Origin of the sequence: Streptomyces sp. NPDC059256 (genome assembly GCF_042753785.1) — a bacterium.
Lineage (GTDB): Bacteria > Actinomycetota > Actinomycetes > Streptomycetales > Streptomycetaceae > Streptomyces.
This window is the reverse complement of record NZ_JBHYZO010000002.1, coordinates 346,649-370,730: the sequence shown is the minus strand read 5'-3', so window position 1 is coordinate 370,730 and position 24,082 is coordinate 346,649. Positions and strand designations below refer to the sequence as shown.

21 protein-coding genes are annotated in these 24,082 nt (G+C 68.4%); 7 read left to right on the top strand and 14 right to left on the bottom strand.

The window, feature by feature from the left end; translation table 11 throughout:
• Positions 1–150: 150 nt before the first annotated feature.
• The 4 genes from ACFXJL_RS06175 to pdhA all read right to left on the bottom strand — a co-directional run bounded on the left by ACFXJL_RS06175 (position 151) and on the right by pdhA (position 5,185).
• A complete protein-coding gene (locus tag ACFXJL_RS06175) occupies positions 151–1,335 on the bottom strand; it encodes a DUF6457 domain-containing protein (protein ID WP_384689619.1) in 1,185 nt (394 codons plus the stop codon).
• Between the two features lie 84 nt (positions 1,336–1,419).
• Positions 1,420–3,033: a dihydrolipoamide acetyltransferase family protein gene (locus ACFXJL_RS06170; RefSeq protein ID WP_384689616.1), complete on the bottom strand. Its 1,614-nt coding sequence runs from the start codon at positions 3,031–3,033 to the stop codon at positions 1,420–1,422.
• On the bottom strand, positions 3,033–4,052 hold the full coding sequence (locus tag ACFXJL_RS06165; protein WP_358876947.1) for an alpha-ketoacid dehydrogenase subunit beta: 1,020 nt from the start codon (positions 4,050–4,052) through the stop codon (positions 3,033–3,035). Before ACFXJL_RS06165 ends, ACFXJL_RS06170 begins: the two co-directional genes overlap by 1 nt.
• Positions 4,049–5,185, bottom strand: a complete 1,137-nt coding sequence (gene pdhA, locus ACFXJL_RS06160) for a pyruvate dehydrogenase (acetyl-transferring) E1 component subunit alpha (RefSeq protein WP_384690321.1) — start codon at positions 5,183–5,185, stop codon at positions 4,049–4,051. Before pdhA ends, ACFXJL_RS06165 begins: the two co-directional genes overlap by 4 nt.
• 189 nt (positions 5,186–5,374) lie before the next feature.
• Here pdhA and ACFXJL_RS06155 point away from each other — a divergent pair, with 189 nt between their 5' ends.
• Complete coding sequence (locus tag ACFXJL_RS06155) at positions 5,375–5,908, top strand: Lrp/AsnC family transcriptional regulator (RefSeq protein ID WP_383532014.1); 534 nt, start codon at positions 5,375–5,377, stop codon at positions 5,906–5,908.
• 139 nt (positions 5,909–6,047) lie between these two features.
• Here the strand turns inward: ACFXJL_RS06155 and ACFXJL_RS06150 are convergent, their stop codons facing one another.
• Together ACFXJL_RS06150 and ACFXJL_RS06145 are read right to left on the bottom strand one after the other, a co-directional pair.
• Positions 6,048–6,653 carry a TetR/AcrR family transcriptional regulator gene (locus tag ACFXJL_RS06150; protein WP_329021305.1) on the bottom strand — a complete coding sequence of 202 codons (606 nt, stop codon included), beginning with the start codon at positions 6,651–6,653 and terminating at the stop codon, positions 6,048–6,050.
• Positions 6,650–8,440, bottom strand: a complete 1,791-nt coding sequence (locus tag ACFXJL_RS06145) for a 3-hydroxyacyl-CoA dehydrogenase (RefSeq protein ID WP_384689613.1) — start codon at positions 8,438–8,440, stop codon at positions 6,650–6,652. The genes ACFXJL_RS06150 and ACFXJL_RS06145 overlap by 4 nt, the downstream gene beginning before the upstream one ends.
• Positions 8,441–8,563: 123 nt before the next feature.
• Between ACFXJL_RS06145 and paaN the strand changes: the two genes are divergently transcribed.
• Entirely contained in the window at positions 8,564–10,240 is a 1,677-nt protein-coding gene (paaN, locus tag ACFXJL_RS06140) for a phenylacetic acid degradation protein PaaN (RefSeq protein WP_384689610.1), read from the top strand.
• Positions 10,241–10,413: 173 nt separating this feature from the next.
• Here paaN and ACFXJL_RS06135 read toward each other — a convergent pair whose 3' ends face one another.
• Genes ACFXJL_RS06135 through ACFXJL_RS06125 form a run of 3 tightly spaced genes read right to left on the bottom strand, consistent with a single transcriptional unit; the run spans position 10,414 to position 13,619 of the window.
• Positions 10,414–11,199, bottom strand: coding sequence for a TrmH family RNA methyltransferase (locus ACFXJL_RS06135; RefSeq protein ID WP_384689607.1), 786 nt, complete (start codon positions 11,197–11,199; stop codon positions 10,414–10,416).
• Between the two features lie 9 nt (positions 11,200–11,208).
• The gene (locus ACFXJL_RS06130) at positions 11,209–12,465 is read right to left on the bottom strand and encodes an HTTM domain-containing protein (protein ID WP_384689604.1); all 1,257 of its coding nucleotides are present in this window, start codon (positions 12,463–12,465) and stop codon (positions 11,209–11,211) included.
• Positions 12,462–13,619, bottom strand: coding sequence for a DUF5819 family protein (locus ACFXJL_RS06125; RefSeq protein ID WP_384689601.1), 1,158 nt, complete (start codon positions 13,617–13,619; stop codon positions 12,462–12,464). Before ACFXJL_RS06125 ends, ACFXJL_RS06130 begins: the two co-directional genes overlap by 4 nt.
• A gap of 274 nt (positions 13,620–13,893) precedes the next feature.
• Here ACFXJL_RS06125 and paaA point away from each other — a divergent pair, with 274 nt between their 5' ends.
• The 5 genes from paaA to ACFXJL_RS06100 are packed head-to-tail and all read left to right on the top strand — an operon-like array spanning position 13,894 to position 17,476.
• The gene (paaA, locus tag ACFXJL_RS06120; protein WP_384689598.1) at positions 13,894–14,931 is read left to right on the top strand and encodes a 1,2-phenylacetyl-CoA epoxidase subunit PaaA; all 1,038 of its coding nucleotides are present in this window, start codon (positions 13,894–13,896) and stop codon (positions 14,929–14,931) included.
• Complete coding sequence (gene paaB, locus ACFXJL_RS06115) at positions 14,928–15,218, top strand: 1,2-phenylacetyl-CoA epoxidase subunit PaaB (protein ID WP_358876954.1); 291 nt, start codon at positions 14,928–14,930, stop codon at positions 15,216–15,218. The genes paaA and paaB overlap by 4 nt, the downstream gene beginning before the upstream one ends.
• Positions 15,215–15,931, top strand: a complete 717-nt coding sequence (gene paaC / locus ACFXJL_RS06110) for a 1,2-phenylacetyl-CoA epoxidase subunit PaaC (protein ID WP_384689595.1) — start codon at positions 15,215–15,217, stop codon at positions 15,929–15,931. Before paaB ends, paaC begins: the two co-directional genes overlap by 4 nt.
• Positions 15,925–16,419, top strand: a complete 495-nt coding sequence (gene paaD, locus ACFXJL_RS06105; RefSeq protein ID WP_358876956.1) for a 1,2-phenylacetyl-CoA epoxidase subunit PaaD — start codon at positions 15,925–15,927, stop codon at positions 16,417–16,419. Before paaC ends, paaD begins: the two co-directional genes overlap by 7 nt.
• Position 16,420: 1 nt before the next feature.
• Positions 16,421–17,476, top strand: a complete 1,056-nt coding sequence (locus tag ACFXJL_RS06100; RefSeq protein ID WP_384689592.1) for a 2Fe-2S iron-sulfur cluster-binding protein — start codon at positions 16,421–16,423, stop codon at positions 17,474–17,476.
• 149 nt (positions 17,477–17,625) lie between these two features.
• Here ACFXJL_RS06100 and ACFXJL_RS06095 read toward each other — a convergent pair whose 3' ends face one another.
• The 5 genes from ACFXJL_RS06095 to ACFXJL_RS06075 all read right to left on the bottom strand — a co-directional run bounded on the left by ACFXJL_RS06095 (position 17,626) and on the right by ACFXJL_RS06075 (position 23,899).
• The gene (locus tag ACFXJL_RS06095) at positions 17,626–17,970 is read right to left on the bottom strand and encodes a rhodanese-like domain-containing protein (RefSeq protein WP_384633974.1); all 345 of its coding nucleotides are present in this window, start codon (positions 17,968–17,970) and stop codon (positions 17,626–17,628) included.
• An 81-nt stretch (positions 17,971–18,051) separates the two neighbouring features.
• Positions 18,052–18,885, bottom strand: a complete 834-nt coding sequence (locus ACFXJL_RS06090; RefSeq protein WP_384633977.1) for a hypothetical protein — start codon at positions 18,883–18,885, stop codon at positions 18,052–18,054.
• 385 nt (positions 18,886–19,270) lie between these two features.
• Positions 19,271–20,797, bottom strand: a complete 1,527-nt coding sequence (locus tag ACFXJL_RS06085; protein WP_358876959.1) for a DUF2252 domain-containing protein — start codon at positions 20,795–20,797, stop codon at positions 19,271–19,273.
• 442 nt (positions 20,798–21,239) lie between these two features.
• Positions 21,240–21,905: a response regulator transcription factor gene (locus tag ACFXJL_RS06080; protein WP_329021288.1), complete on the bottom strand. Its 666-nt coding sequence runs from the start codon at positions 21,903–21,905 to the stop codon at positions 21,240–21,242.
• A 248-nt stretch (positions 21,906–22,153) separates the two neighbouring features.
• Complete coding sequence (locus tag ACFXJL_RS06075; protein WP_384689589.1) at positions 22,154–23,899, bottom strand: sensor histidine kinase; 1,746 nt, start codon at positions 23,897–23,899, stop codon at positions 22,154–22,156.
• Between the last annotated feature and the right edge of the window lie 183 nt (positions 23,900–24,082).

Below are 24,082 nucleotides of genomic sequence, written 5' to 3'. Positions count from 1 at the left end.
CGGCTCCTGATGTACGCGCTCGGGGTGGGGCTTCAGCCCCTGACCTGACATCGGCTCCTGGCGTGGCACCTGCCTCTGGCGTGCTCACCCTGGGCGTGGCTTCAGTCGCTGGTGAGCCCGCTCCTGGAGTGGTCTTGCGAGGTCGACGATTCATCTGGCACCCGTCTCTCCCGGACCGGACTCGGAGGCAGGGGGAGCACCCCGACCGTTGTCTTCGCCCTCACCCGGCACCGGCTGATCAGCGGCAGAACGTGACTCGGCGCGCCGTGGCTGGCCCGCGGTACCGGTGGTGGCTTCCTCGGCCCAGCGGCGAGCGAGCGCCTCGGCCTTACGGGTGGCTGCCGCGACGGCCTCCTCGCCTCGATGGGCTGCTGCACCGGCCGCGTACCCGACCAGGAAGGTTGTCAGGGGCGCGGCTGGCCGTGCCACCCCATGGGCGGCGTCCCGGGCGAGGTCGAGCAGCCCGGAGACATCCACATCGAGTTCGATGTCGAGTTCGTCCTTGACCGCGGCAATCCATTCATCGAGCACATGTCCATGCTCCCTGATGCGGGCCCTGGCGGCGGAGACGTCCTCCCAGGTGTCGCAGTCGAATGCGGCCGATGGCTCATCAGCCAGCCGCCCGAGGTCCAGCTCTCCGGTGAGCAGCCGTAGTGACAGTCCGGACAGGCTCCCGTACTCGGTGGCCAGGAGAGCGATCTCCCGGCGCAACGGCTCGGCCCGGTAGACGGCGACCAATGGCTGCTCACGCCCTGTGGCATCGGTGAGCAGCACTCCTTCTCGGCCGTTCCCTTCACCCTCCAGTGTGCGGATCAGTCCTTGGACGGTCGGTTCTCGCAGGAAGGGCAGATCTGCCGAGAGGACCAGGACGTTTCGAGGCTCGCCCGGCTCCTGGCCCCCGGCACGACCCCCGGCTCCTGCTTCGGCTGCGGCTCCGGCTGCGGCCGTCGAACGTTCACTGCCCGCCCCGCTCCTACCGCGTACATCCCCCTCGCTTCGGCTCCCCGCCGCGACTCGATCGGTATCCCCCGCGCGGCCGGTATCGGCGGCCGACCGCTGCCACTCCCTGGCCAACTGTCGAAGTCCCGCGTCCAGAGCGGCCACAGGACCGCCCCCCGGAGGGTTCTCCTGGGCCCAGACCACCGGGCGCTCGGTACCCCTGCGCCCTCCGACGACCACCGTGCGCCGCGCACCCCGGCAGGCGGCGAGCACCCGGTCGAGCAAGGTGCGCCCACCCACGCTGAGCCCTGGCTTGTCGACCCCGCCCAGTCGTTGTGCCCTGCCTCCGGCCAGCACGATGGCGTCAAAGGCGTCCGTGGATGTCGTGTCGGTCATGGCTGAAGTATCGTGCGCCCGCCACGGTCGGAGAAGCGGCCGGAGCCGCTGCCCGACCCGTATGGCCAGACCGCGTCCGTATGGCTAGAGACCGCGCAGAAGGACCGCCGGCTGCTCCACGCAGTCGGCCACGTAACGCAGGAACCCTCCCGCAGTGCCTCCGTCGCACACCCGGTGGTCGAAGGTGAGCGAGAGCTGAACCACCTGTCGTACGGCGAGCTCGCCCTGGTGCACCCATGGCTTGGGCACGATCCTCCCCACTCCGAGCATCGCGGCCTCGGGGTGGTTGATGATCGGGGTGGAGCCGTCGACGCCGAACACTCCGTAGTTGTTGAGGGTGAAGGTGCCGCCGGTGAGCTCTGCGGGGGTGAGGGCCCCTTCCCTGGCAGCTTCCGTCAGTCGCGCGAACTCCGTCGAGAGCGACTCGGCTGACCGCAGATGAGCGTCCCGAACCACCGGTACGAACAGTCCGCGCTCGGTCTGTGCGGCGAACCCCAAGTGCACCTCGGGGAGGACCACGACCTCGCGGGCTTCCAGATCGACCGTGGAGTTGAGCTCCGGGTGTCGGGCCAGGGCAGCGGCGCAGATCCGGGCGAGGAGAGCCAGCAGTGAGACCTTGGGGCCCCCGGTCGTGTTCATGGCGGCGCGGGCTGCCATGAGTTCGGTCGCGTCAGCGTCCACCCAGCAGGTGGCGTCGGGAATCTCGCTACGGCTGCGGGACAGCTTGTCGGCGACCACCCCCCTGAGTCCGCGCAGCGGTATCCGCTCGCCGCGGGGAGCGCTGTCGACCGAGGCCACGGCCACGGGGGCCGGCTGGGGGACCAGCTTGGGTGCGGGCGGGGTCGAAGCCGTGGCGGCACTGGCTGCCCGCAGGGCGTACTCGACATCGGCACGCAGGATCAGTCCATCAGGACCCGATCCGGGCAGTTGCCTCAGATCCAGCCCGTTGTCCCGGGCGAGGCGCCGCACCAGGGGTGAGATCACTGGCAGGGGCCCGCTCGCTCCGTTCGGATCGGCGGAGTCGCGGTCCAGGGCCTGACTTCCCGTGGTGGAACCCTGGGAACCGGGGTGGGAGGGCGCCACTGAACGTGCGGTTCCCGCACGGATGGCGGTCAGTGCCGGTGTCGTGGCGTTCGTTCGAGCAGGCGCCACGGACCGATCCGGGCCGTGCGGCGCCGCTCCGGGAGCCGTCGGTCGGATCCTGCGGCGCCGTGCGATGGGAGCCCCCGTGCCGTAACCGACCAGGACGTTCCCCGAGCCCTCCGTACGCCCGTCCGATGCCGATCCGGTCGACCCCGATCCGGTCGGCACATCCTCCGGCCGGGACCGGCCCGCATCCGCAGTCGCGCCGGCGGCCTCGGCCGAACCCATCGCGGTAGTGCTCCCGGCGGCCGGTGCGGCATGGTCCGCGGGCTGTCCCCCGGATGTCCCGGTCGCTTCCTCGCCGGCTGTCGCACCCACGGCCACCATCAGCAGGGGCGCCCCCACCGGCAGCTCGGAGCCCTCTTCACCGAACCGGGCGGTCACCACACCCCCGTAGGGACACGGCACCTCCACCATCGCCTTGGCCGTCTCCACCTCGACGACAGGCTGGTCGATCGCCACCACGTCACCCACGGCAACCAACCAGCGCACGATCTCCGCCTCGGTCAGTCCCTCGCCGAGATCCGGCAGCTTGAACTCCAGTACCTGCGCCATCAGCTCCCCGCCTCCCACTGCAATCGCGCCACCGCGTCCAGCACCCGATCCACTCCAGGCAGATGGTGCCTCTCCAGCATCGGTGGTGGATAGGGAATGTCGAAACCGGTCACTCGCAGTACTGGCGCCTCCAGGTGGTGGAAACAGCGCTCGGTCACCCTGGCGACGATCTCTCCACCGGGTCCGCCGAACCCGGTGGCCTCGTGGACGACGACCGCGCGACCCGTGCGACGAACGGACGCACAGACCGTTTCATCGTCGAACGGCACCAGCGACCGGAGGTCGACGACCTCGAGGTCCCAGCCCTCGGCCTCGGCGGCCTGTGCCGCCTCCAGACAGACCGGCAGGGAGGGGCCGTAAGTGATCAGCGTGGCGCTGCGACCCGCCCGCCGGACCACGGCCCGGCCTATGGGCTCCACGGCAGCCGGCTCCTGCGGTGACCAGGCCGCCTTCGACCAGTACAGCCGCTTCGGCTCCAGGAAGACCACCGGATCGTCCGAGGCGATGGCGGCGCGAAGCAGCCCGTAGGCGTCCTCGACGGTCGCCGGGGTGACGACCTGGAGCCCCGGAGTGGCCATGTAGTAAGCCTCGGACGAGTCACTGTGGTGCTCGACCCCGCCGATGCCACCGCCGTAGGGCACACGCACGGTGATGGGGAGCGCCAGCCCTCCCCTGGTGCGGTTGCGCATCCGTGAGACATGGCTGATCAACTGCTCGAACGCCGGATAGGCAAAGGCGTCGAACTGCATCTCGACCACCGGTCGCAGGCCGTACATCGCCATGCCGACCGCCGTACCGAGGATGCCGGCCTCGGCCAGCGGGGTGTCCGTACAACGGTCGTCGCCGAACTCCTTGGCGAGCCCGTCGGTGATCCGGAAGACACCGCCGAGGGTGCCGACGTCCTCACCGAGGACATGGACGGTCGGGTCCTCCGCCATGGCATCGCGCATCGCGCGCTGGAGCGCCAGTGCCATGGTCGCCGGTTTGGCGGGGGCGGAGTGCGCCGCGGCCGTGGTCATCGCTGATCCCCCCCTGCTTCCAGCTCGGCGCGCAGCTGCGCCTCCTGCTCCCGTAGCTGACTGCTGCGTTCGGCGAAGACATGGGCGAAGAGATCCATCGGATCGAGCACCGGATCGGCGTTCATCCGCTGCCGCAGATCGGCCGCCATGGCTTCGGCCGCCTCCGACGCGGCCTCCTTGACCGTGTCGTCGAGCAGTCCGCGCCGGGTCAGCTCCTGCTCCATCAGACGGATGGGGTCGTGCTCCCGCCAGGCGTCGATCTCACCGGAGGCGCGGTAGCGGGTGGCGTCGTCGGCGTTCGTATGTGCGTCGATGCGGTAGGTGATCGCTTCGATCAGCGTGGGACCACCGCCCCGTCGGGCCCGCGCGACGGCTTCGACCAGGACCTGGTGCACAGCGGGTGCGTCATTCCCGTCGACCAGACGGCCCGGCATTCCGTACCCGACGGCCTTGTGGGCGAGGGAGGGTGCCGCGGTCTGCTTGGCCAGCGGAACCGAGATCGCAAAGCCGTTGTTCTGCACGAGGAAGACGACGGGCGCCTGCCAGACCGCCGCGAAGTTCAGTGCCTCATGGAAATCACCCTCGCTGGTACCGCCGTCGCCGACCATGGCGAGCGCGACGACGTCGTCCCCCTTGAGCCTGGCCGCATGAGCCAGCCCCACCGCGTGGGGCAATTGGGTGGCCAGCGGGGTGCACAGGGGCGCTATCCGGCGCTCACGCGGGTCGTACCCGGTGTGCCAGTCACCCCTCAGCAGGGTGAGCGCATCCACCGGATCCAGACCGCGCGCCACGGCCGCGAGCGTGTCCCGATAGCTGGGAAAGAGCCAGTCCCGCTCCTCAAGTGCGAGCGCGGCGGCGATCTCGCACGCCTCCTGCCCGGTGCTGGAGGGGTAGACGGCGAGCCTGCCCTGCTTGGTCAGCGCCGTCGCCTGGGTGTTGTAACGACGGCCGCGGACCAGTTGCGCGTACAGCGTCAGCAGCAGTTCGGGGTCGACGTCCGCAGCGGCCTCCGTGCCGAGCACGCGACGCGGCTCCGGGTCGGGAAGCAGGGGGGCGGGATCGATGCGGGGCTTCCACGCCGGGGGCGGGGTGGGTCGGTAGGCGACGGCACCGGGCAGCTCCTGGACCGTCATGCTGCTCTTGCGCAATGCGAGCACCTCCTCGTGGGAGCGATGACGAAGCGGCCCGAATGTGGCGCGCCTCACCTACCGATTGTTCGGTCGTTGGCGCAATTTGGCTACAGGCGGCTTCAGCCTGTGGACAAACGGTTCTCCACAACCTGTGATGGAAACCGGTCGTCCATGCTGGGGAGGCGGGGGGATATGGCAGCTGAACAAATGGCTGAAGGCGGGGACCACGGCGGACGGGTCCCTCCGTCTCGCGCGCTGGACCCCATCGACCGTGACATCCTGCGCATCCTTCAAACCGACGGTCGTGCCTCAATTCGTTCGGTCGCCGAACGCGTCCACGTCTCCCGCGCCAATGCGTACGCACGGATCAACAGGCTCATCCACGACGGCGTGATCCGCGGCTTCAGCGCCCGGGTCGATCATGAACGGGCGGGGCAGGGAGCATCCGCGTACATCACGCTCAAGATCGTCCAGAACTCGTGGCGTACGGTCCGCGAACAGTTGGAGGCCCTGCCGGGCGCGGCGCACATCGCCCTGGTCAGCGGCGACTTCGATGTACTGCTCCTCGTACACGCCCCGGACAACCGCACCCTGCGCGAGCTGGTGCTCACCCGTCTCCAGGCCATCCCCGAGGTCCTGTCCACGCGCACCCTGCTGGTCTTCGAGGAGACGGACCTCCACCCGATGACGCCCACCCTCTCCACGTCCGGCGAGGAGCCCGTCTAAGACCTCTCAGAGCAGGTGGGGCGCTGTTCCCAGCAGTGACCCTCGCGGCTGCGCGGTCCGGCCCTGGACGACGCAGCGGCCGGCATCGGACACCTCGATGAGCTGCGGAAAGCCATTCGCGTCGGGGCGCCACAGTGGATCAGGCGTGGCCGGCGGTCCCGTCCGTACGCAGCCCGTCGAAGGCCAGCCGTACGACCGTCTCGGCGAGCTGGACGTCATGACCGCCGCCCGGGTGGGGTCGGTACCACTCCACCAGGGAGTTCACCATCCCGAAGAGCAGCCTGGTCGCCAGCCGCATGTCCACGTCCCCCCGCAGATCGCCCTCGGCTGCCGCCGCCTTCAGCAGATCGGCGACCCGCTGGTCGAACTCCCGGCGCCGTTCCAGGGCCCACCGCTCGGTCTTGGTGTTGCCCCGCACCCTCAGGAGCAGCGTCACATAGGGCAACTCCGCCATCAGCACCTCCACGGTGCGGCGGGTCACGTACTCGACCCGCTCGATGGCCCGCCCCCGCTGGGCACCCGGCTCCTCCAGCACGGCGAACAACGAGTCGAGCGCCCGGCTGACCGCCCTGCGCAACAACTCCTCCTTGCCCGAGACGTGGTGGTAGATGGAGGACTTGGAGATCCCGGCCGCCTGGGAGAGGTGCTCCATAGAGGTGCCGTCGTAGCCGCGATCGTTGAATATCCGTACGGCGACGGTCAGCAATGTCTCCGGGGTGTACGTGTCGCGCTTGGCCGTGGTCATCCGTTCGCTCCTCTGTTCCCGCTGCGCCCGGGACCTGTGTGGCCCGCTTCGTTCCCCCACCGGCCACCGGTCGTCGGGCCGCCCTCTGCATGCCTGCCGGCACCGGTGTGAGGGTGCTGGAAGAGTGCGAGACCGGGCCCGTAGCGACCGCTGGGGATCCGGGTGTGCACATTCTGCAACAGGGTGTGCGCCCAGTCCGGCGGGAGCCTTCGGTGCCAAGCGAGTGGGCCGAGTGGATAGTTGGCGCCGAGTTTCATCGCCGTGTCGATGGCGTCCTCGGTGGCGACCCCCTTGGTCACGGCGTCGGCGGCGAAATCGATCAGCATCGCGACCGTGCGGGCCACGATCATCCCGGGTGCGTCCCCGATGACGCTGACCTGCTTCCCCAGGGCCTGGAAGAGGCCGATCGCCTCACGGAGGGTGCGTTCGGAGGTACGGGGAGAGGGTGCGAGCGCGATACGGGTGGCCTCGCGGTAGTCGAAGGCGAGGTCGAAGTGGACCAGATCGTCGAACTCTCCGGACATGGATCCATCGGTGAGCGCCAGTCGGCCCCCACCGGGAAGCACCAGTTGGCTCCGTACGGCCTCGTCCCCTCGACGCAAAGGGACGTCCGACCCGGAGATCAGTTCCAGCAGTGCGGCAGCCGCACCCAGTCCCCCTTCGGCGATGACGTACGCAGGCGGCTCCGCGGGCGCTGCCACCTGCGGCTCGGGGCTGGGCGCACCCTCCGTGTGGTCGTACCAGCCGCGGCCGGTCTTGCGCCCCAGCAGGCCGGCGTCCACCAACCGTCGCTGACTCAGTGAGGGCGTGAACTTCGGGCTCTGGAAGTTCGCTTCCCACACGGAACGGGTGACTGCCGCGTTCACGTCCTGACCGATCAGGTCCGTCAGCTCGAAGGGACCCATCCGGAATCCGCCCGACTCCCGCAGCACGGCATCGATGGTGGCGGGGTCCGCGATCCGGTCCTCATGGAGGGCGAACCCCTCCGCGTAGAACGGCCGCGCCACCCGATTGACGATGAAGCCGGGTAGATCGGCGCAGCTCACAGGGGTTTTGCCCCAGGCGGCGACGGTTGCCAGGGCATCAGCGGCCGATTGCTGTGCCGTGGCGAAGCCGCTGACCACCTCGACCAGCGGAAGCAGTGGCGCCGGATTGAAGAAGTGGAGGCCCACGAAGCGGCCGGGGAGACGAAGTGCGCCGGCGATGGCCGTCACGGAGAGGGAGGAGGTGTTCGTGGCGAGCAGACAGTCGTCCGCGACGACGTCCTCCAACGATCGGAACAACTCCTGCTTGACGGTGAGATCCTCGACGACGGCCTCGATGACCAAACCCGCGCCGGCGAGTTCGGACGGTTCCGACGCCGCGGTGAGCCGGGGGAGGGCGGCATCCCGTTCGGAAGGGGCCATTCGCCCCTTGGCCACCAGCCGGTCGATTCGGGCGCCGATCGCGGTTGCGGCTTCGGCCGCTCGTCCCGGCGCGGTGTCATAGAGGTGTACGGGATGGCCTGCGGCAAGGGCGATCTGAGCGATTCCCTGTCCCATGGTCCCCGTACCCACGACGGCAACGGGGCGGGCGGGGTCCAGCGGGACGCCCACCGGGGCGCGGCCATCGCGCGGGGCGGTCGGGCGCGCAGCAGCCGGTTCCGAGCCCGCCTGGGGCAGGACCGTCTGTGGTGGGTCGGCGTTCGGCGCGCTCGGGATCGTTCGGCCGAGATCGCCGGGCAGGGTGCGCCCCTCCGTGGGGACGGCAGGTGCCGGAGGAGTTGCGCTCTGCTCGTCGGCAGTCATGGGAGTGATCCTCCCGGATGAGTTATCCACAGGTTTGGCAGGCCCCCTTGTACCGACCGATCGTTCGGTTACTCTAACTCTGTCCTTCCGTTCCTGCCCAGCTCGACGAGGAGTTGGTCCGTCATGCAGCTGACCGAGACCCGGCTGACCGAGAGCCACCGGGCCACGCTCGACCAGGCCCTCGAAGCCATCCGCACCCGTGCCTACTGGTCCCCTCATCCGGAGCACCCCAAGGCATACGGCGAGAGCGCGCCGGCCGATGGGATCGCGGCCTTCGAAGCGCTCCGCCACACCCGATTCGACCTGGACCAGCCGGGCACCGACGGCTGGACCGGCGCCGAGACCTCCCCTTATGGACCCGAGCTGGCCATCGAGTACCCCCATCCCGACATCGAGGTGCTCCTTCCTGCGATGCGCGCGGCGATGCCGGCCTGGCGGGCCGCCGGGCCGGAGATCCGGGCACTGCTCTGTCTGGAGGTCCTGGCCCGCATCAGCGCCCGTACGCACGAGTTCGCCTACGCCGTGATGCACACGAGCGGCCAGGCGTTCATGATGGCGTTCCAGGCGGGCGGTCCCCATGCACAAGACCGTGGTCTGGAGGCGGTTGCGTATGCCTATGCGGAGCAGACCCGGACACCAGCCGCGGCTGACTGGTCAAAGCCCCAGGGCAAGCGGGACCCCCTGAAGCTGAGCAAGACGTTCACCACGGCGGGTCGGGGCATTGCCCTGTTGGTCGGCTGCAACACCTTCCCCACGTGGAACGGCTATCCCGGGCTGTTCGCCTCGCTGGCCACCGGCAATCCCGTGCTGGTCAAACCACACCCCCGGGCGGTGCTGCCGCTGGCCCTCACCGTGCGCGTGGCTCGTGAGGTGCTCGCCGAGGCGGGGTTCGATCCGAATCTGGTCTGCCTCGCCGTGGAGCGTCCCGGTGAGGGCATCGCCAAGACCCTGGCCACCCGCCCCGAGATCAAGATCATTGACTACACGGGGTCCAGTGCCTTCGGTGACTGGCTGGAGGCCAACGCCCGTCAGGCCCAGGTGTACACGGAGAAGGCGGGGGTCAACACCGTCCTCATCGACTCCACCGACGACTACCAGGGCATGTTGTCCAACCTGGCCTTCTCCCTGTCCCTCTACAGCGGGCAGATGTGTACCACCCCGCAGAATCTCCTCATCCCCCAAGAGGGCATCTCCACGGACGTCGGCCCCAAGTCCTACGACGACGTCGTCGGCGATCTCGCTGCCTCGGTGAGTGGCCTGCTCGGTGATGACGCCCGTGCGAACGCCCTGCTCGGTGCGTTGGTCAACGAGGACGTACGAGGGCGTCTGGAGGGCGCCGCCGAGCTGGGAGAAGTGGCGCTGGGCTCCCGGACGATCGTGAATCCTGAGTTTCCCGAGGCGGTTGTGCGGACGCCCGCGATCGTAAAGCTCGACGGGGGCAAGCCCGAGACCGAATCCGTCTATCTCTCGGAGTGCTTCGGTCCGGTGTCCTTCGCGGTGGCAGTGGACTCGACCGCGGACGCGGTCGAACTGCTGCGGCGCACCATTCGTGACCAAGGCGCCATGACGGTGGGCGCCTACACCACCTCGCCGGAGGTGGAGCGGGCGATCGAGGATGTCTGTCTGGAGGAGTCGGCGCAGCTATCGCTGAACCTGACGGGCGGGGTGTATGTGAACCAGACCGCTGCGTTCTCGGACTTCCATGGATCGGGAGGCAACCCCGCGGCGAACGCCGCCCTGTGCGACGGGGCGTTCGTCTCGAACCGATTCCGCGTGGTGGAGGTCCGGCGGCAAGCCTGAGCATCGTGCGGGGCGGCCACCACTGCCCCGCACGACCTCTTGCGCCGGGACTGCGCTCCCCCGTCGCCCAGCCGGCCCGACCTCGCCGGCGCCATCGGCACATCGGCACATCGGCGCCTCGGCGCCACGCGGGTCAAGCGGGCCAAGCGGGCCAAGCGGTCCCGGTACCTCGCTCAGTGGCGCGCTTCGGCGTCCGCAGTGGTCTGGAGCGCCGGGCCACCCCAGTGGAAGAGGGTCATGGCGACGCTGGTAGCGAGGTTGTAGCTGGACACCTGGGGCCGCATCGGCAGGGCGAGCAATTCGGTGGCCTGGTCGCGGAGTTCGGGCGAGATGCCATGGCGCTCGGAGCCGAAGGCGATCAGGGCGTCATCAGGAATGGACACCGATCGGATGTCCTTTCCCTCCGGGTCGAGTACATAGAGCGGACCAGGTGGAAGCCCGTCAGCAGGGAGGTGTTCGACGGCAGTGGCGTAGTGCAGTCCGGCACCCGCTCGGACGGCATTCGGGTGCCAGGGGTCCATGTCGCCGGTGGTGACGACCCCCGTGGCGCCGAAGCCGGCAGCGAGTCGGACCACCGCGCCGACGTTCCCCAGATTGCGCGGATTATCGAGGACGACCACGGGCGATGTCCTCGGAAGCCGCTCCAGGGTGCTCACGTTCACGGCACGGCTGGGCCGGGTCGCGAGCGCCGCGACCCGAGTGGGATGCACGCGTGGGAGGAGTTCCCGCAGGGTGGCGGCTGGGACTTCCCGTACCAAGTCCTGCACCCGTTCCCCGACGTCACCGGCCAGGTCGCCCGCGAGAGCGAGGACCGCGCCCTTGTCGCTGGAAAGCGCCATCTGCACCTCGGCACCGAAGCGCAGAGCGTGCTTCAGGGCGTGGAACCCGTCGAGCAGTACCGCGTCCGGCAGGGTCTCCTGCCAGCGCCGTACCGCTTCGATGGTGTCGTCGTCGCTCATCTGCCCAGGTTACGGGGGTTGGGGCGATGGCTCGGGCGCCGCCTTGGCCATGACCTCATGCCCCGCGGGAGGCGCCCCCTGCGGGCTGGGACGCTCCTGTCCCTCCGTGTGATCGGGCACCCGGCCCCTCCGGAAGCGGGAGCTCACTCGGGACCGGCCTCGGGCCGCCCTGGCCCCGAGCCACACCAGGAAGGCGGTGGGCAGGAACACCGCATCGGCGGCGATCATCGCGAGCGAGAAGAAGGGCAGCCCGAGCAGAACGGCGATGGCGGCGTGTTCCAGGATCATCACCGCGAGGAGCACGTTCTTCACGCGCCGGTTGAAGAGGGTGAAGGGAAATGCGACCTGCACGATGACGGTGCCGTAGGTGAGCACCATCACCATCACGCCCCCCGATGCCAGCAGATCGGAGAGGGCGGGCCAAGGCGTGAAGTAGTCGAGTTGGAGCGGGTAGTACAGCGCGGTGCCGTCCTGCCAGCGAGACCCCTGGACCTTGTACCAACCGGCGGTGGCATAGATCAGACATACCTCCGCCATGACAACGAGCAGCGCGGCGTTGTGGCAGAGGTTGGCGATGGCGTCCAGCAGGAGACGCGGCTGACCGTTCGGGGAGTACCGCCCGAGCAGCCACCAGACGCCCTGTACCGCCCACAGGGCCCACAGAAGCAGCAGGACGTGCCAGCCGGTCTGGTTGAGGAAGGTCCCGATCAGGAGGAAGGTGCCGAGGACCATCCACAGGGCGGGGCCGACGTCGTCGGAGGAGTGCTTGCCGGGCGGTGCCTCGGCCGTGCGGGCAGCGCGCCGGGCGTCCAAGGACCAGACCTGTCCGCAGCGGGTGAAGACGAGGTAGATGGCCACAAGATGGATGACGTTGTCGCCGCCGTCGCCGATGAAGATGGAGCGGTTCTGCAAGGAGAGCACGCCCACCATGAACACCGCGGACATGGTGCGGGTGCGCCAACCGACCATGAGCAGGGCGCTGGAGAGCACCGACATCACATAGACGGTCTCGAACCACAGTCCGCCGTCCGACCACATGAGGGTGGTGAAGGCGTCGTTGCCGGAAATGAGCTGGCGCCCCATCTCCCAGCTCCAGGGCGCGTCCGGACCGTACATCGCCTGGCGGTTGGGGAATTCGCGCAGGAGGAACAGCAACCAGGTGGCGGCGAACCCGATCCGGACGACGGCCGTCTGGTAGGGCCCCATCGCCATCGAGGTCACCGTCTGCACGGCGTCGGCGATCCGGCTGCGGGAAGGGTGGGTCATCGGCCCGCCTCCGTACGTTCGACGCTCTTCTCGCCGTCCTCGCCCGGACGGTCATCGGCGGAGATCGTCCACCACGGCAGTTCTCGATGGGACGGCCGGGTGTCGGTCTGCTCGTCACTCCACTTCGGAGCTTCGACCAGGACGGTCGTCGCACGGAAGCGGACGCGCTCGACCACTCCGCGAAGGTCGTGTGCTTCAAGGCGCACCAGGGCGATGCGCTTCAGATAGCTCTCGGAGAGCCGGCCACGAAGCCCGTTGGGACGGTTCTGGTCATCGTGGGAGTTGGAGTAGAGGTCCCAAGCCCGCCGCAGCTTGTTCTGCTGGACATGGCTGGGCAGCAGATTTCCGCGTATCGACGCGCTGTCCTCGGCGGTGAGATCGATCCACTCGGTGACGATCCGTCCGCCGTCCGCCCTTCGCACTTCCGCCTTCACCTGTACGGAGACGTTCTGTTGGAGCGGGTTGGGAGCGAAGAGTTTCCAGTTCTGCTCGAACTCGGGGTAGATCCAGGCGTCGACGGCCTTGCCGTACTCCTTGGTCACCGTGTTCGAGGGTGCGACATGCAGAAAGACCATGGCCACGTGCGTGGAGGCGAGCAGGGCGATCAGTGCGAGAGCCGCACCGAGGATGGCCTGGTAAGGGCGTGAGAGGGCCGCCATGCCACCGGTGCCGTCCATCGGCGGCATGACGGCGGGGGTGCCGGGGGGAGGTATGGGGCCCTCAGGTACTGCGGAGCCGGGTCGGGACGGACGGGTCGCCTCCAGTGACGGGGCGGATGCCTGCGCCTGCTGGGGTGGGATTGCGCCCCATGCCCCGACGGAGGGCGGCAGGGAGTGGGGAGCGCCGGTCTCCTTCTGCCAGGAGCCATCCGTAGGGGCCGAGCGCTGCGGAGTGGTGGCGCTGCCGCTGAGGGACTCGGGCACGTCGGCTCGGCCCGAGGGGGTTCGTACGGTGTCGAGGTGGGCCGTGGAGCCGTCGGCGGCCGGGTGAAGATCCGCCGCCGGTATCCGGGTCCCGGATTCGGCAGTGGGTGGATCGGCGGGGAGTGGATCGGCAGGGACACCGCCCGATCCGGCCGTCTCCGGAGAATCCACCCCCTCCGCGGCACTCTCTTCCGGAGCGGCGGGGGCCCCGGGCTCCGACTCGGTATCCACAGGGGACTCCGCAGGGCTCCCATTGGAGTCCAAGCGTCGATTCAGCGGACGTTTGTGCTGCTCAGCAGGGCTCGAAGGGGGCCCGTCCACCCGATCGGCCGAATCTCGGGGCCGTTGGCCGTCGGCGCCCTTGGTGCCACCGCTGTCGTACGAGTGCATCCCGCCCCGATCCCGCGTCGCCCCACCCTCGGTCATCCACAGGGTTGACACCTTAAGGGGCAGCGACTCACCATTGAAGTCAATGAACCGAACGATCGGTCGGTAGGGGGTTCGGATGACCGCAGTGACGGTGGATGCGGCAGACGGCTATGAGGCGGTTTTCGACCAAGCCGTCGCTGCCGACGAGCGCATCGAGCCACGCGACTGGATGCCGGACGCCTATCGGGCGACCTTGATCCGTCAGATGGCGCAGCACGCGCACTCCGAGATCATCGGCATGCAGCCCGAGGCGAACTGGATCACGCGGGCGCCCTCCCTCCGCCGTAAGGCGATCCTGATGGCGAAGGTCCAGGACGAGGCAGGACACGGGCTGTACCTCTACAGTGCGGCGGAAACGCTGGGGGTCAGCCGCGACGAACTGCTGGACAAGCTCCACGCCGGCCGTCAGCGATACTCATCCATCTTCAACTACCCCACGCTGACCTGGGCCGACGTCGGAGCGATCGGCTGGTTGGTGGACGGCGCGGCCATCACCAACCAGGTGCCGCTGTGCCGCTGTTCGTACGGCCCCTACGCCCGTGCGATGGTCCGCATCTGCAAGGAGGAGTCCTTCCACCAGCGCCAGGGCTACGAGTTGCTTCTCACGCTCTCCCGAGGGACCCCGGCACAGCACGAGATGGCGCAGGACGCGGTGAACCGCTGGTGGTGGCCCTCCCTCATGATGTTCGGCCCACCGGATGACGAGTCCGCCCACTCGGCGCAATCCATGGCGTGGAAGATCAAGCGCCACTCCAACGACGAGTTGCGCCAGCGCTTCGTCGACATAGCCGCCCCCCAGGCAGAGGCGCTCGGGCTCCGGCTGCCCGACCCCGATCTGCGGTGGAACGAGCAGCGGGGACACCACGACTTCGGCCCGATCGACTGGGCGGAGTTCCAGGCCGTCCTCCGGGGAAACGGACCGTGCAACGAACAGCGCCTCGCACAGCGGCGCACAGCCCATGAGCAGGGCGCATGGGTCCGTGAGGCCGCTGCGGCCTACGCGGACAAGCACGCGCCCCGCGGTGGGGACTCCGTGCGCGGAGCCCAACCGCAGCAGATGCCTCAACCACAGCAGGACCAGGCGGAACGGCCCGTACAGGAGGCAACCCCATGAGCAGCTCGACCGAGTGGCCGATGTGGGAAGTCTTCGTCCGTCCCCGCCGCGGGCTGTCCCACACCCATGCAGGCAGTCTCCACGCTCCCGATGCCGAGATGGCCCTGCGCAACGCCCGTGACCTCTACACCCGACGTGGCGAGGGCGTCTCCCTCTGGGTGGTTCCCTCCACCTCGATCACGGCATCGTCCCCCGACGAGAAGGACCCGTTCTTCGAGCCCGCCGCCGACAAGGCGTATCGGCACCCGACCTTCTACGAGATCCCGGACGGGGTGAAGCACCTGTGACCACCACGGTGAACGCCGCGGCACTCGCCCTCGGCGACGATGCGCTGGTGCTCTCCCAGCGGCTGGGGGAGTGGGCGGGTCACGCTCCCGTCCTCGAAGAGGACGTGGCGCTGGCCAACATCGCACTCGACCTCCTGGGCCAGGCCCGGGTGTTGCTCTCCCTCGTGGGGGACGAGGACGAGTTGGCGTATCTGCGTGAGGAGCGCGACTTCCGCAACCTTCAACTCGTCGAGCAGCCGAACGGCGACTTCGCCGACACCATCGCCCGCCAGCTCTACTTCTCCGTCTGGCAGCACCAGTTGTACCGGCAGCTCGTCTCCGTGGAGGGAGAGTTGGGCGGCCTCGCCGCGAAAGCCGTCAAGGAGGTGGCGTACCACCAGGACCACGCCGAGCAGTGGACCCTGCGCCTCGGAGATGGGACGGCACACAGCCATGAGCGGATGCAGCAGGCGTGCACGGCGCTGTGGCGCTTCACCGGTGAGATGTTCGAGCCCCTTGAGGGGCTGGCCGTCGACTGGGACGCCCTGGAGGCGGCTTGGCTGAGGTCGGTGTCGGCCACCCTGGAGCAGGCGACCCTCACCGTGCCGTCAGGCCCTCGGTCGGGGGGCTGGACGGCAGGGGCAGGTCGTCAGGGTCTGCACACCGAGTCGTTCGGACGGATGCTCGCGGAGATGCAGCATCTCCACCGAAGTCACCCGGGGGCGTCATGGTGACCGACACCCTGCTGGAGGCAGAGCTCCGCAGCCTGGCGGGCGCAGTACCGGATCCCGAGCTTCCGGTGGTGACACTGGGGGAGCTGGGTGTGGTGCGCGGAGTGCAGCTCACCGGCCCCGGCAAGGTCGTGGTGGAGCTGACTCCCACCTACACGGGTTGCCCGGCGATCGAGGCGATGACCGCGGACATCGAGCGGGTCCTCCATGAGCACGGGATGGCGGAGGTCTCTGTGGTGCGGGTCCTCTCCCCCGCCTGGTCCACCGACGACATCAGTGCCGAAGGACGGCGAAAGCTCGCCGAGTTCGGGATAGCGCCACCGCGACCCCACGCCTTGGACGAACCCGTTGCGCTCGCTCTCTCCGTGCGCTGTCCCCGCTGCGGATCGACCGACACCGAACTGCTCAGCAGGTTCTCCTCCACCGCCTGCAAGGCTCTGCGGCGCTGTGTCTCCTGCCGTGAACCCTTCGACCACTTCAAGGAGTTGTGAGATGTTCCATGCGCTCCGTGTCAGTGCGGTCGAGCAACTCACGGATGACTCGGCGGCCGTGACCTTCGCAGTGCCCCCGGAGCTGTCCGAGACCTTTCGCCACACCCCCGGGCAGCATGTGGCACTGCGTCGTGTGGTCGAGGGCGAGGAGATACGGCGCACCTACTCGATCTGCTCCCCAGCATCGACCGCAACTGCCGCACCATGTCTACGGGTGGGCATCCGCATGGTGGAAGGCGGGGAGTTCTCCACCTACGCACTGAAGGAACTGGCGGTCGGGGACACCGTCGAGGTGATGCCCCCGATGGGTCGCTTCCGTCTGACCCCGCGGCCCGGCCACTTCGCGGCGGTGGTCGGTGGCAGTGGAATCACACCTGTGCTGTCGATGGCAGCGACCCTGCTGGAGCGCGAACCTGAAGCCAGGTTCTGTCTGATCCGCAGTGACCGCACGGTGGGGTCGACGATGTTCCTCGACGAGGTCGCAGACCTCAAGGACCGCTTTCCTCAGCGCTTCCAGCTGGTCACCACGCTCTCCCGGGAGGAGCAGCAGTCGGGCTTGCCATCGGGCCGCCTCGATGAGGCACGACTCGCCTCACTACTACCCGCCCTGCTTCCGGTGACCGACGTGGACGGTTGGTTCCTCTGCGGACCCTTTGGGCTGGTCATGGGCGCCGAGCGAGCGCTACGCGGACTCGGAGTCGAGCGAGCCCGTATCCATCAGGAGATCTTCCATGTGGACGATGGTTCTTCGCCCGCTCGTGCGCCGGTAGCGACGCCCACTCATGCCTCCCTCACGGCGACCCTCGACGGTCGGTCGGGCACCTGGCCCGTGCGCGAAGGAGACTCGCTGCTGGAGACCGTCCTGCGCAGCCGCTCCGATGCGCCTTATGCCTGCAAGGGTGGCGTCTGCGGCACGTGCAGGGCCTTCCTCGTCTCGGGCAAGGTCCAGATGGACCGCAACTTCGCCCTGGAGCCGGAGGAGACCGAGGCGGGCTATGTACTGGCGTGCCAATCACACCCGGCGACACCAGAAGTGGTGTTGGACTTCGATCGCTGACGTCCGGGCGACGCCTCGTAGTACAGAAACGCCTCAGCGTTGATCTGCTGACCCCATCGTCCAAGCCAGTGCCTGCGGCACACGGCCCATGTACTCGGACCCCTGGAGGCGAACCCCCGGAACCACCCCCGCCACGGTCGTTCCGCAGCTCACAAGACGTGGGCCTCGGTCCCGTTGTCCGTGACCATCGGACGGCCCGCGCCGTCCCAGGCGAGCATGCCGCCCTCGATGTTCACCGCATCGATCCCCTGCTGCACCAGGTACTGGGTGACCTGTGCGGAACGGCCTCCCACCCGACACATCACAAAGGCCCGGCGCCCGTTCGCAACGGCCTCGGTCACCTCACCGAAGCGCGCCACGAAGTCGCTCATCGGCACATGCAGTGCTCCGTCGACATGTCCGGCAGCCCACTCCTCGGCTTCCCGGACATCGAGCACCAGCCCGTCGGACGGCACCGCCGCGACATCCACCGAGGGCAGCGGAGCGAAATTCATGGTCAAGCCTTCTCTCGTCGAAACGCAGCGAAATGGGAACACCACGCAAGGTGCCGCTTGGACCGGCCACCCCTGGAAAAGCTACTCCACCAGTCGCGACAGTTCCTTCTCCCGTTCAGCGACCTGTGCGAGGAGTTGCTCGGCGATCTCTTCAAGCAGTCGGTCCGGGTCATCGGGAGCCAGACGCAGCATTCCGCCGATCGCACTCTCCTCCAACTCCTTGGCGACAGCGGTGAGCATTTCCTTGCGCTGCGACAGCCACTCCAGCCGGGCGTACAGTTCCTCGGCCTCGCTCTGCCGCTCCTCGACGGGGGCAGGACCTGCGTCCCACTCCTCGGAAAGCGTCCGCAGCGCCTCGGCATCGCCCAGCGCATAGGCGGCGTTCACCCGGGTGATGAATTCCTCCCGGCGCTCGCGCTCAGGCTCGTCCTGCGCGAGATCAGGGTGCGCCCTGCGTGCCAGCTCGCGGTAGAGCTTGCGGGCCTCTTCGCTGGGCCGTACTCGCTTGGGCGCCCGCACAGGCTGGTCGTTGAGCATCGCCGCAGCCTCGGGGGGAATGCCCTCGGAGTCCATCCACCCGTGGAAGAGCTCGTCCACACCGGGCATCGGCATCACCCTGGCTCGGGCTTCCTGGGCCTTGCGCTGATCATCCGGGTCACCCGTGCGGGCAGCCTGAGCCTCGGCGATCAAGGCATCCAGCTCGTCCAGCCTGGTGTACATGGGGCCCAGCTTCTGATGATGCAGTCGAGAGAAGTTCTCGATCTCCACCCGGAACGTCTCCAGCGCGATCTCAAATTCGATCAGCGCCTGTTCGGCAGCGCGCACCGCCTTCTCCAGCCGGTCTTCCGGCCGTGGTCGCGTGTCCTGCACTTCGTCATTCCGGGACGTCTGCCCCCCGGAGGCACCCTGGGTCACCCGCCCAGCCTAGGGCCTCGCTTTCCGATCTTGCAGCGCTGTCCTTCTCACCCTCCGTCGAAAGGCGCTCGGAACACCCCGATTTCCCCTTGTCGAGGGGGCCGAGAATTCCTTGGAACCGCTCCTCGACGCCGCAGACCACCCAGTGCACTGGTGGCCGGCCACCTGTCGGGAACCGTGTTCTCCCCCTGCCCCCGCTGCTGCCTCCACCACGACGCGCTCTACCAGGGGGCCTCGGCTCAACAGAGCGAACGTCGCGGGCAAGCCCATAGCCCCACGGGCTTGCCCCGACCACACCCTCAGCGCCGACTCCTCAAGACGCTCCCCTATGCCGGCTTCCCCACCGCGCCGACTCCTGGAGTCGCCCGGCCAGGCGTCAGCTCACTCACACACCCAACTCGGCGGCTATTCGTCCGCCCTTGATCGCCGTCAGCAGGTCTGCGTGATCCTCTTCCGTACGGTCCGCGTAAACCACCGCGAACCGGGCAAGCGCCTCGTCCAGTTCCTCGCTCTTTCCGCAGTAGCTGGCGATCAGCCGCGGGTCCGCGCTGTGGGCATGCGCGCGGGCCAGCAGGGCACCCGTCATCCGTCCGTAGTCATCGAGCTGAGCAGGCGTGAGCGCGGCGGGATCCACACTGCCCTTGCGGTTTCTGAACTGCCGTACCTGGAAGGGCCGCCCGTCGACCGTCGTCCAACCGAGCAGGATGTCGCTGACCACCTGCATGCGCTTCTGTCCACACACCACCCTGCGACCTTCATGGTCCACTTCAGGCGCCTGGAACCCGGAGGCGGCAAGGTGGGGAAGCAATGCCGAAGGTCGCGCTTCCTTCACCTGCAACACCAACGGATCACCGAGGTGGTCAAGGAGCAGGACCACATAGGACCGCGTACCAACACTGCCCGTGCCGACCACACGGAACGCGACATCGTGGATCTCATAGCGGGCGAGGAGGGGAAGCCGATCCTCCGCGACCGTGGTCAGATACTGCTCCAGAGACGACGCCACGGCCGCTGCCTCCGCGTCCGAGACCCTTCGCAGGACCGGTATCGCATCGACGAACCTTCTGGCCTCACCCGCGCGGTCGGTGACCACTTCCGTCGCCTTGGCTGCGAACCGTGCGCTCGTGTTGTTGCGCGCCTTCTCCGAGACTCGCTCCAACGTACCGAGCAGATCACGCGCATCGGTGTGGGAGACCAGTTCCTCGTCGGCAATCGCGTTCCAGGCTTCCATCGCGGGAAGCTTCGCCAGCAGCCGCATGGTCCGTCGATAGGCACCCATGGCATCGAAGGCGGCATCGCGGCAGACGCCCTCACTGGCCCCCGCGACCCGTCCGGCAAGAACGAGAGAGGCGGCGAGCCTCTTCACATCCCATTCCCAAGGGCCGACAACGGTCTCGTCGAAGTCGTTCAGATCCATGACCAGGCGCCCGCGAACATCTCCGTAGAGACCGAAGTTCGCAGCATGGGCGTCGCCACAGAGCTGGGCGGATATGCCGGTCATGGGCGTGCCCACGAGGTCATGGGCCATCAGACCGGCGGCCCCACGGAGAAAGGCGAAGGGGGAGGCGGCCATCCTCCCCACGCGTATCGGTGTCAGCTCGGGGACCCGCCCCTGGCTGGACTCCTCCACGGCCTTCACGGCATCAGGACGCCCCACGGCGAGCACCAGGGAATCGTGTGACGCCCGTGGCACACGACTCCGCAGCCCCTTGCCCTCCTGCTTGGGCGATGGCCGAGCCTCCACTCCCGCCCCGTCGGTGGACGGCTCACTACCGGTGCGCCACGAAAAGCCCGGTACCTGCGGAATGCGCCCATCTCCCACCACGGCAACACCCTGAGCATCGCCCTCCGCGACACTCGCACCCTCGGTGGAGCCTGTTCGCTTCCCAGGAACGCCCTTGCCGTCGCCCATATCGTGCGATCCCCCCTATGTCGTCACACTGCCAACATCAACCGAGTTGACCGTACCCCCGGCGCCCGGCGACCGTCTCCCCCTGTGGATAACCATTGACAGGTCCCATTCACCACGGTGATCACCCGGCCAGAAGCTCATGTTCTCCACCCTCGATCCGACGGCGTCGCTCTACATCTCACATGCCAAGTGCCGATCCCACTGCCTTGGAGCGGCCATCAAACGTTTCACGTGAAACAGCCAACATCCGACCCAGCGAACCCAACGCGTCCCGGACCCAGTCAAACCCCGGATGAGGTTCTCCACCAGCCGTCCGTCCAGAGCCGACCCATCGCTGGCGGTGACCGGCTCCTGTCGGCCGATCGAAGACCATGCAGCTCAGCTTGGCCCCCACCAGAACCCCCGCCCCGAGACGATGTGTGCCAACGATCCCGATCAGCAATCAGTCGCCCAGTCCGGCGTCGCGCGCCAGCAAAGCAGCCTGCACCCGGTTGTCACAGTCCAGCTTCGCCAGGATCCGACTCACATAGGTCTTCACCGTGGCCTCGCTCATATGGAGGCGCCTTCCCGCATCCGCATTGGAGAGTCCTTCTCCCAGCAACGCGAGGACATCCCGTTCCCGAACGCTGAGCCCGGCCACCCTCAACCGAGCCTGTTCACCGCGAGCCGCGGCCCGACCGGTGGCGAGCTGGTCCACCACATGCCGGGTTGCGCCAGGAGAGAGATACGCATCTCCCGCTACGGCCGCCCGGACAGCTCCGATCAGTTCGGCAGGCGCGGTGTCCTTCAGGAGGAAGCCCGCGCCTCCTGACTCCAGGGCCCGCAGTACGTTGTCCCGCTCACCGAAGGTCGTCAGGATGATGACCCTGGTGTCGGGAACCGCTCGCCGCAACTCGCCCATCGCGGTGAGCCCGTCCATGACCGGCATCTGGATGTCGAGCAGCACCACATCGGCGCTGTGCAGTCGGGCGAGGTCCACCGCCTCCCGCCCGTTCGATGCCTCGGCAACGACTTCGATCTCTCGGTCGGAGGTGAGGATCATTCGAATTCCGGCCCGGATGAGCGGCTCATCGTCAGCGATGACCACACGAATCGGCGCCCCCGTCATATCCAACCCCGTACTCTCCGCCGGAACGCAGCAGCGCCGACCTTCTCCACGGATCCCCAGGGCATCGACCAAGGGCACCCCCTGCCGGCTGCTCCCAGGATCGCGGCAGGACCAACCGGACCCCACGGTATGCCCCGGTCCCACCGGACCCGCCCCGTGGGCCACCCCTCAGATCGGCATCGTCAGCGGTCGACGGTCGACGAAGGTGACCCGCCCCTTCCCACGACCTGACCCAGCGGGTGGCCCCACTAACGTCCGACCTCGTACGCCTTCTTCTCCACGAGCTTGCCGTTCTTGAAGCAGAAGCGGAACACAGGCTCGGAATCGATGGCGCTACCCACCTCGGACGACATCAGCACCAGACACGCGGAGCCCTTTGGAGCCTTGGGTCCCTTGCCGTCCAGCCCCAAGGTTGCGATGGTGTCGCCGCTCGGCAGTTGCTTCCGTACCGAGTCCTCGTCGTCCCCGACCTGGACCTGCTCGTACTGCTCGGGGTCGATCATTCCCTCGGTCACCGTGCTCAACAGGAAGAAGACCCCCACCACGGCCACGACCACCAGGATCAGAAGGGCTGCCAGGGATATCCCGCAGCCCAGCCCGATCCCCCCGGCGCGCCCCCTGCCCACTCTGCCGTCCAGTTTGCTCATCATCGGCGCCATCCCGCCGGCGCCCCAGTCCAGGACCGGAACGCCGTCCGCGGCTACGGCCTTCGGCGCCTGCTGGTGGAAGTCGTCCTCCACCGCGACCAACGGCGTCGCCTCCACCACTCCGTACGGCAGGACGCCCGCCACCCGGAACCCTCCGTCATCGAGGGCGCCGGCGTGCACCATCCCCCCGACCAGCCGGGCCCGCTCCCGCAGACCGGTCAGCCCCTGCCCACCGCTGACCACCTCGTCGGGCTCCTGCGGTGCGGCGGCGCTGACGATCTCCACGACCAGGGAATCCGGCTCGTATCGCAACTCCACGGCGATCGGCGCACCGGGGGCGTGCTTGTAGGCGTTCGTGAGTGCTTCCTGAACGATCCGGTACGCCGCGTGATCTGCCGCGGCGGCGAGCGGCCGAAGCTCCCCCTTGGTCCGCAGCTTCACCGTGTTACCGGCGGCCCGGGCCGCTTCGACCAGGCTCTCGATGCCCGCCGTGCCCCGTACGGCCCGCCCTGATTCATCCACGGGTCCGGTGGGCGCGTGCACCCCGTCCCGCAGGATTCCGACGACCTCCCGCAGTTCGTGCATGGCGGCCACCGAGGCCGTCCGCAGCACTCCGACCCCCTCGCGCTGTCGCTCGGTGAGCTCCGGATCCACCTCCAGCGCGCCCGCATGCACCGAGATCAACGCCAGTTGGTGCCCCAGGCTGTCGTGCATGTCCTGGGCGATCCGCTGGCGTTCCAGAAGCCGGGCCTGCCCCGCCACCATCTGGCGCTCCCAGAGCAGTTGCGCATTGCGTTCCTGCAGGGCGTGCAGCAGAGTCCGCCGCTGGCTCCAGTAGCGGCTGGCGAGGGCCGGTACGACCGCGGTGGCCAGGAAGTAGAGCGTGGTCAGCAGCGCCAGGGTCAGCGGCATCTTCTCCGACCAGGCACCCAGGAGTGAGGAGCCGACGAACAGGACGTAGGCGATCGTGAAGGCCACCAGTGCCCGTCCCGCGCCCACGATCCGGCGCCCGGCCGACCAGGCGACCACGGTCAGGAGCAGCGCGAAGCCGGCTGCCAGGCCCCCCACGGCAGCCGTGATGATCAGCACGAGGGTGGGCAGCCGGCGGCGCAGCAGGCTGAGCACGGCTGCCCCGACCGCGGTGAGCGCGAGCAGCAGCCCGTCGGTCTGGACCAGGTCCTCGATCCCGGCGGCCAGGAGCGAGAGCACCACCGCGAGCACCACTTCGCCGGCGGTGCGTCGCCGGGTCACCGACGGTGCGCCTGGGGGCGGAGTGTGCAGATCGGGCCCGATGAGCCAGATCCAACCCGCCCTCAAGGTGGCCAGAACCTTTCCAAAGACAATCACCTCCGCACCATAGACAAGGGCCCGGATCACCCTCGGCCGACTTTCGTCCCCTCCCCCATAGACGAACGTCGCGCTGCCGAGCCCTGATCATCGACGTGGATGTGTGCGGTCCGCGGAGCGGTCTTGGATCATGTGCCCCCACCGCGCTTCAGCCGTCTCCTCGCATGACGTGGCGCTGTTGTC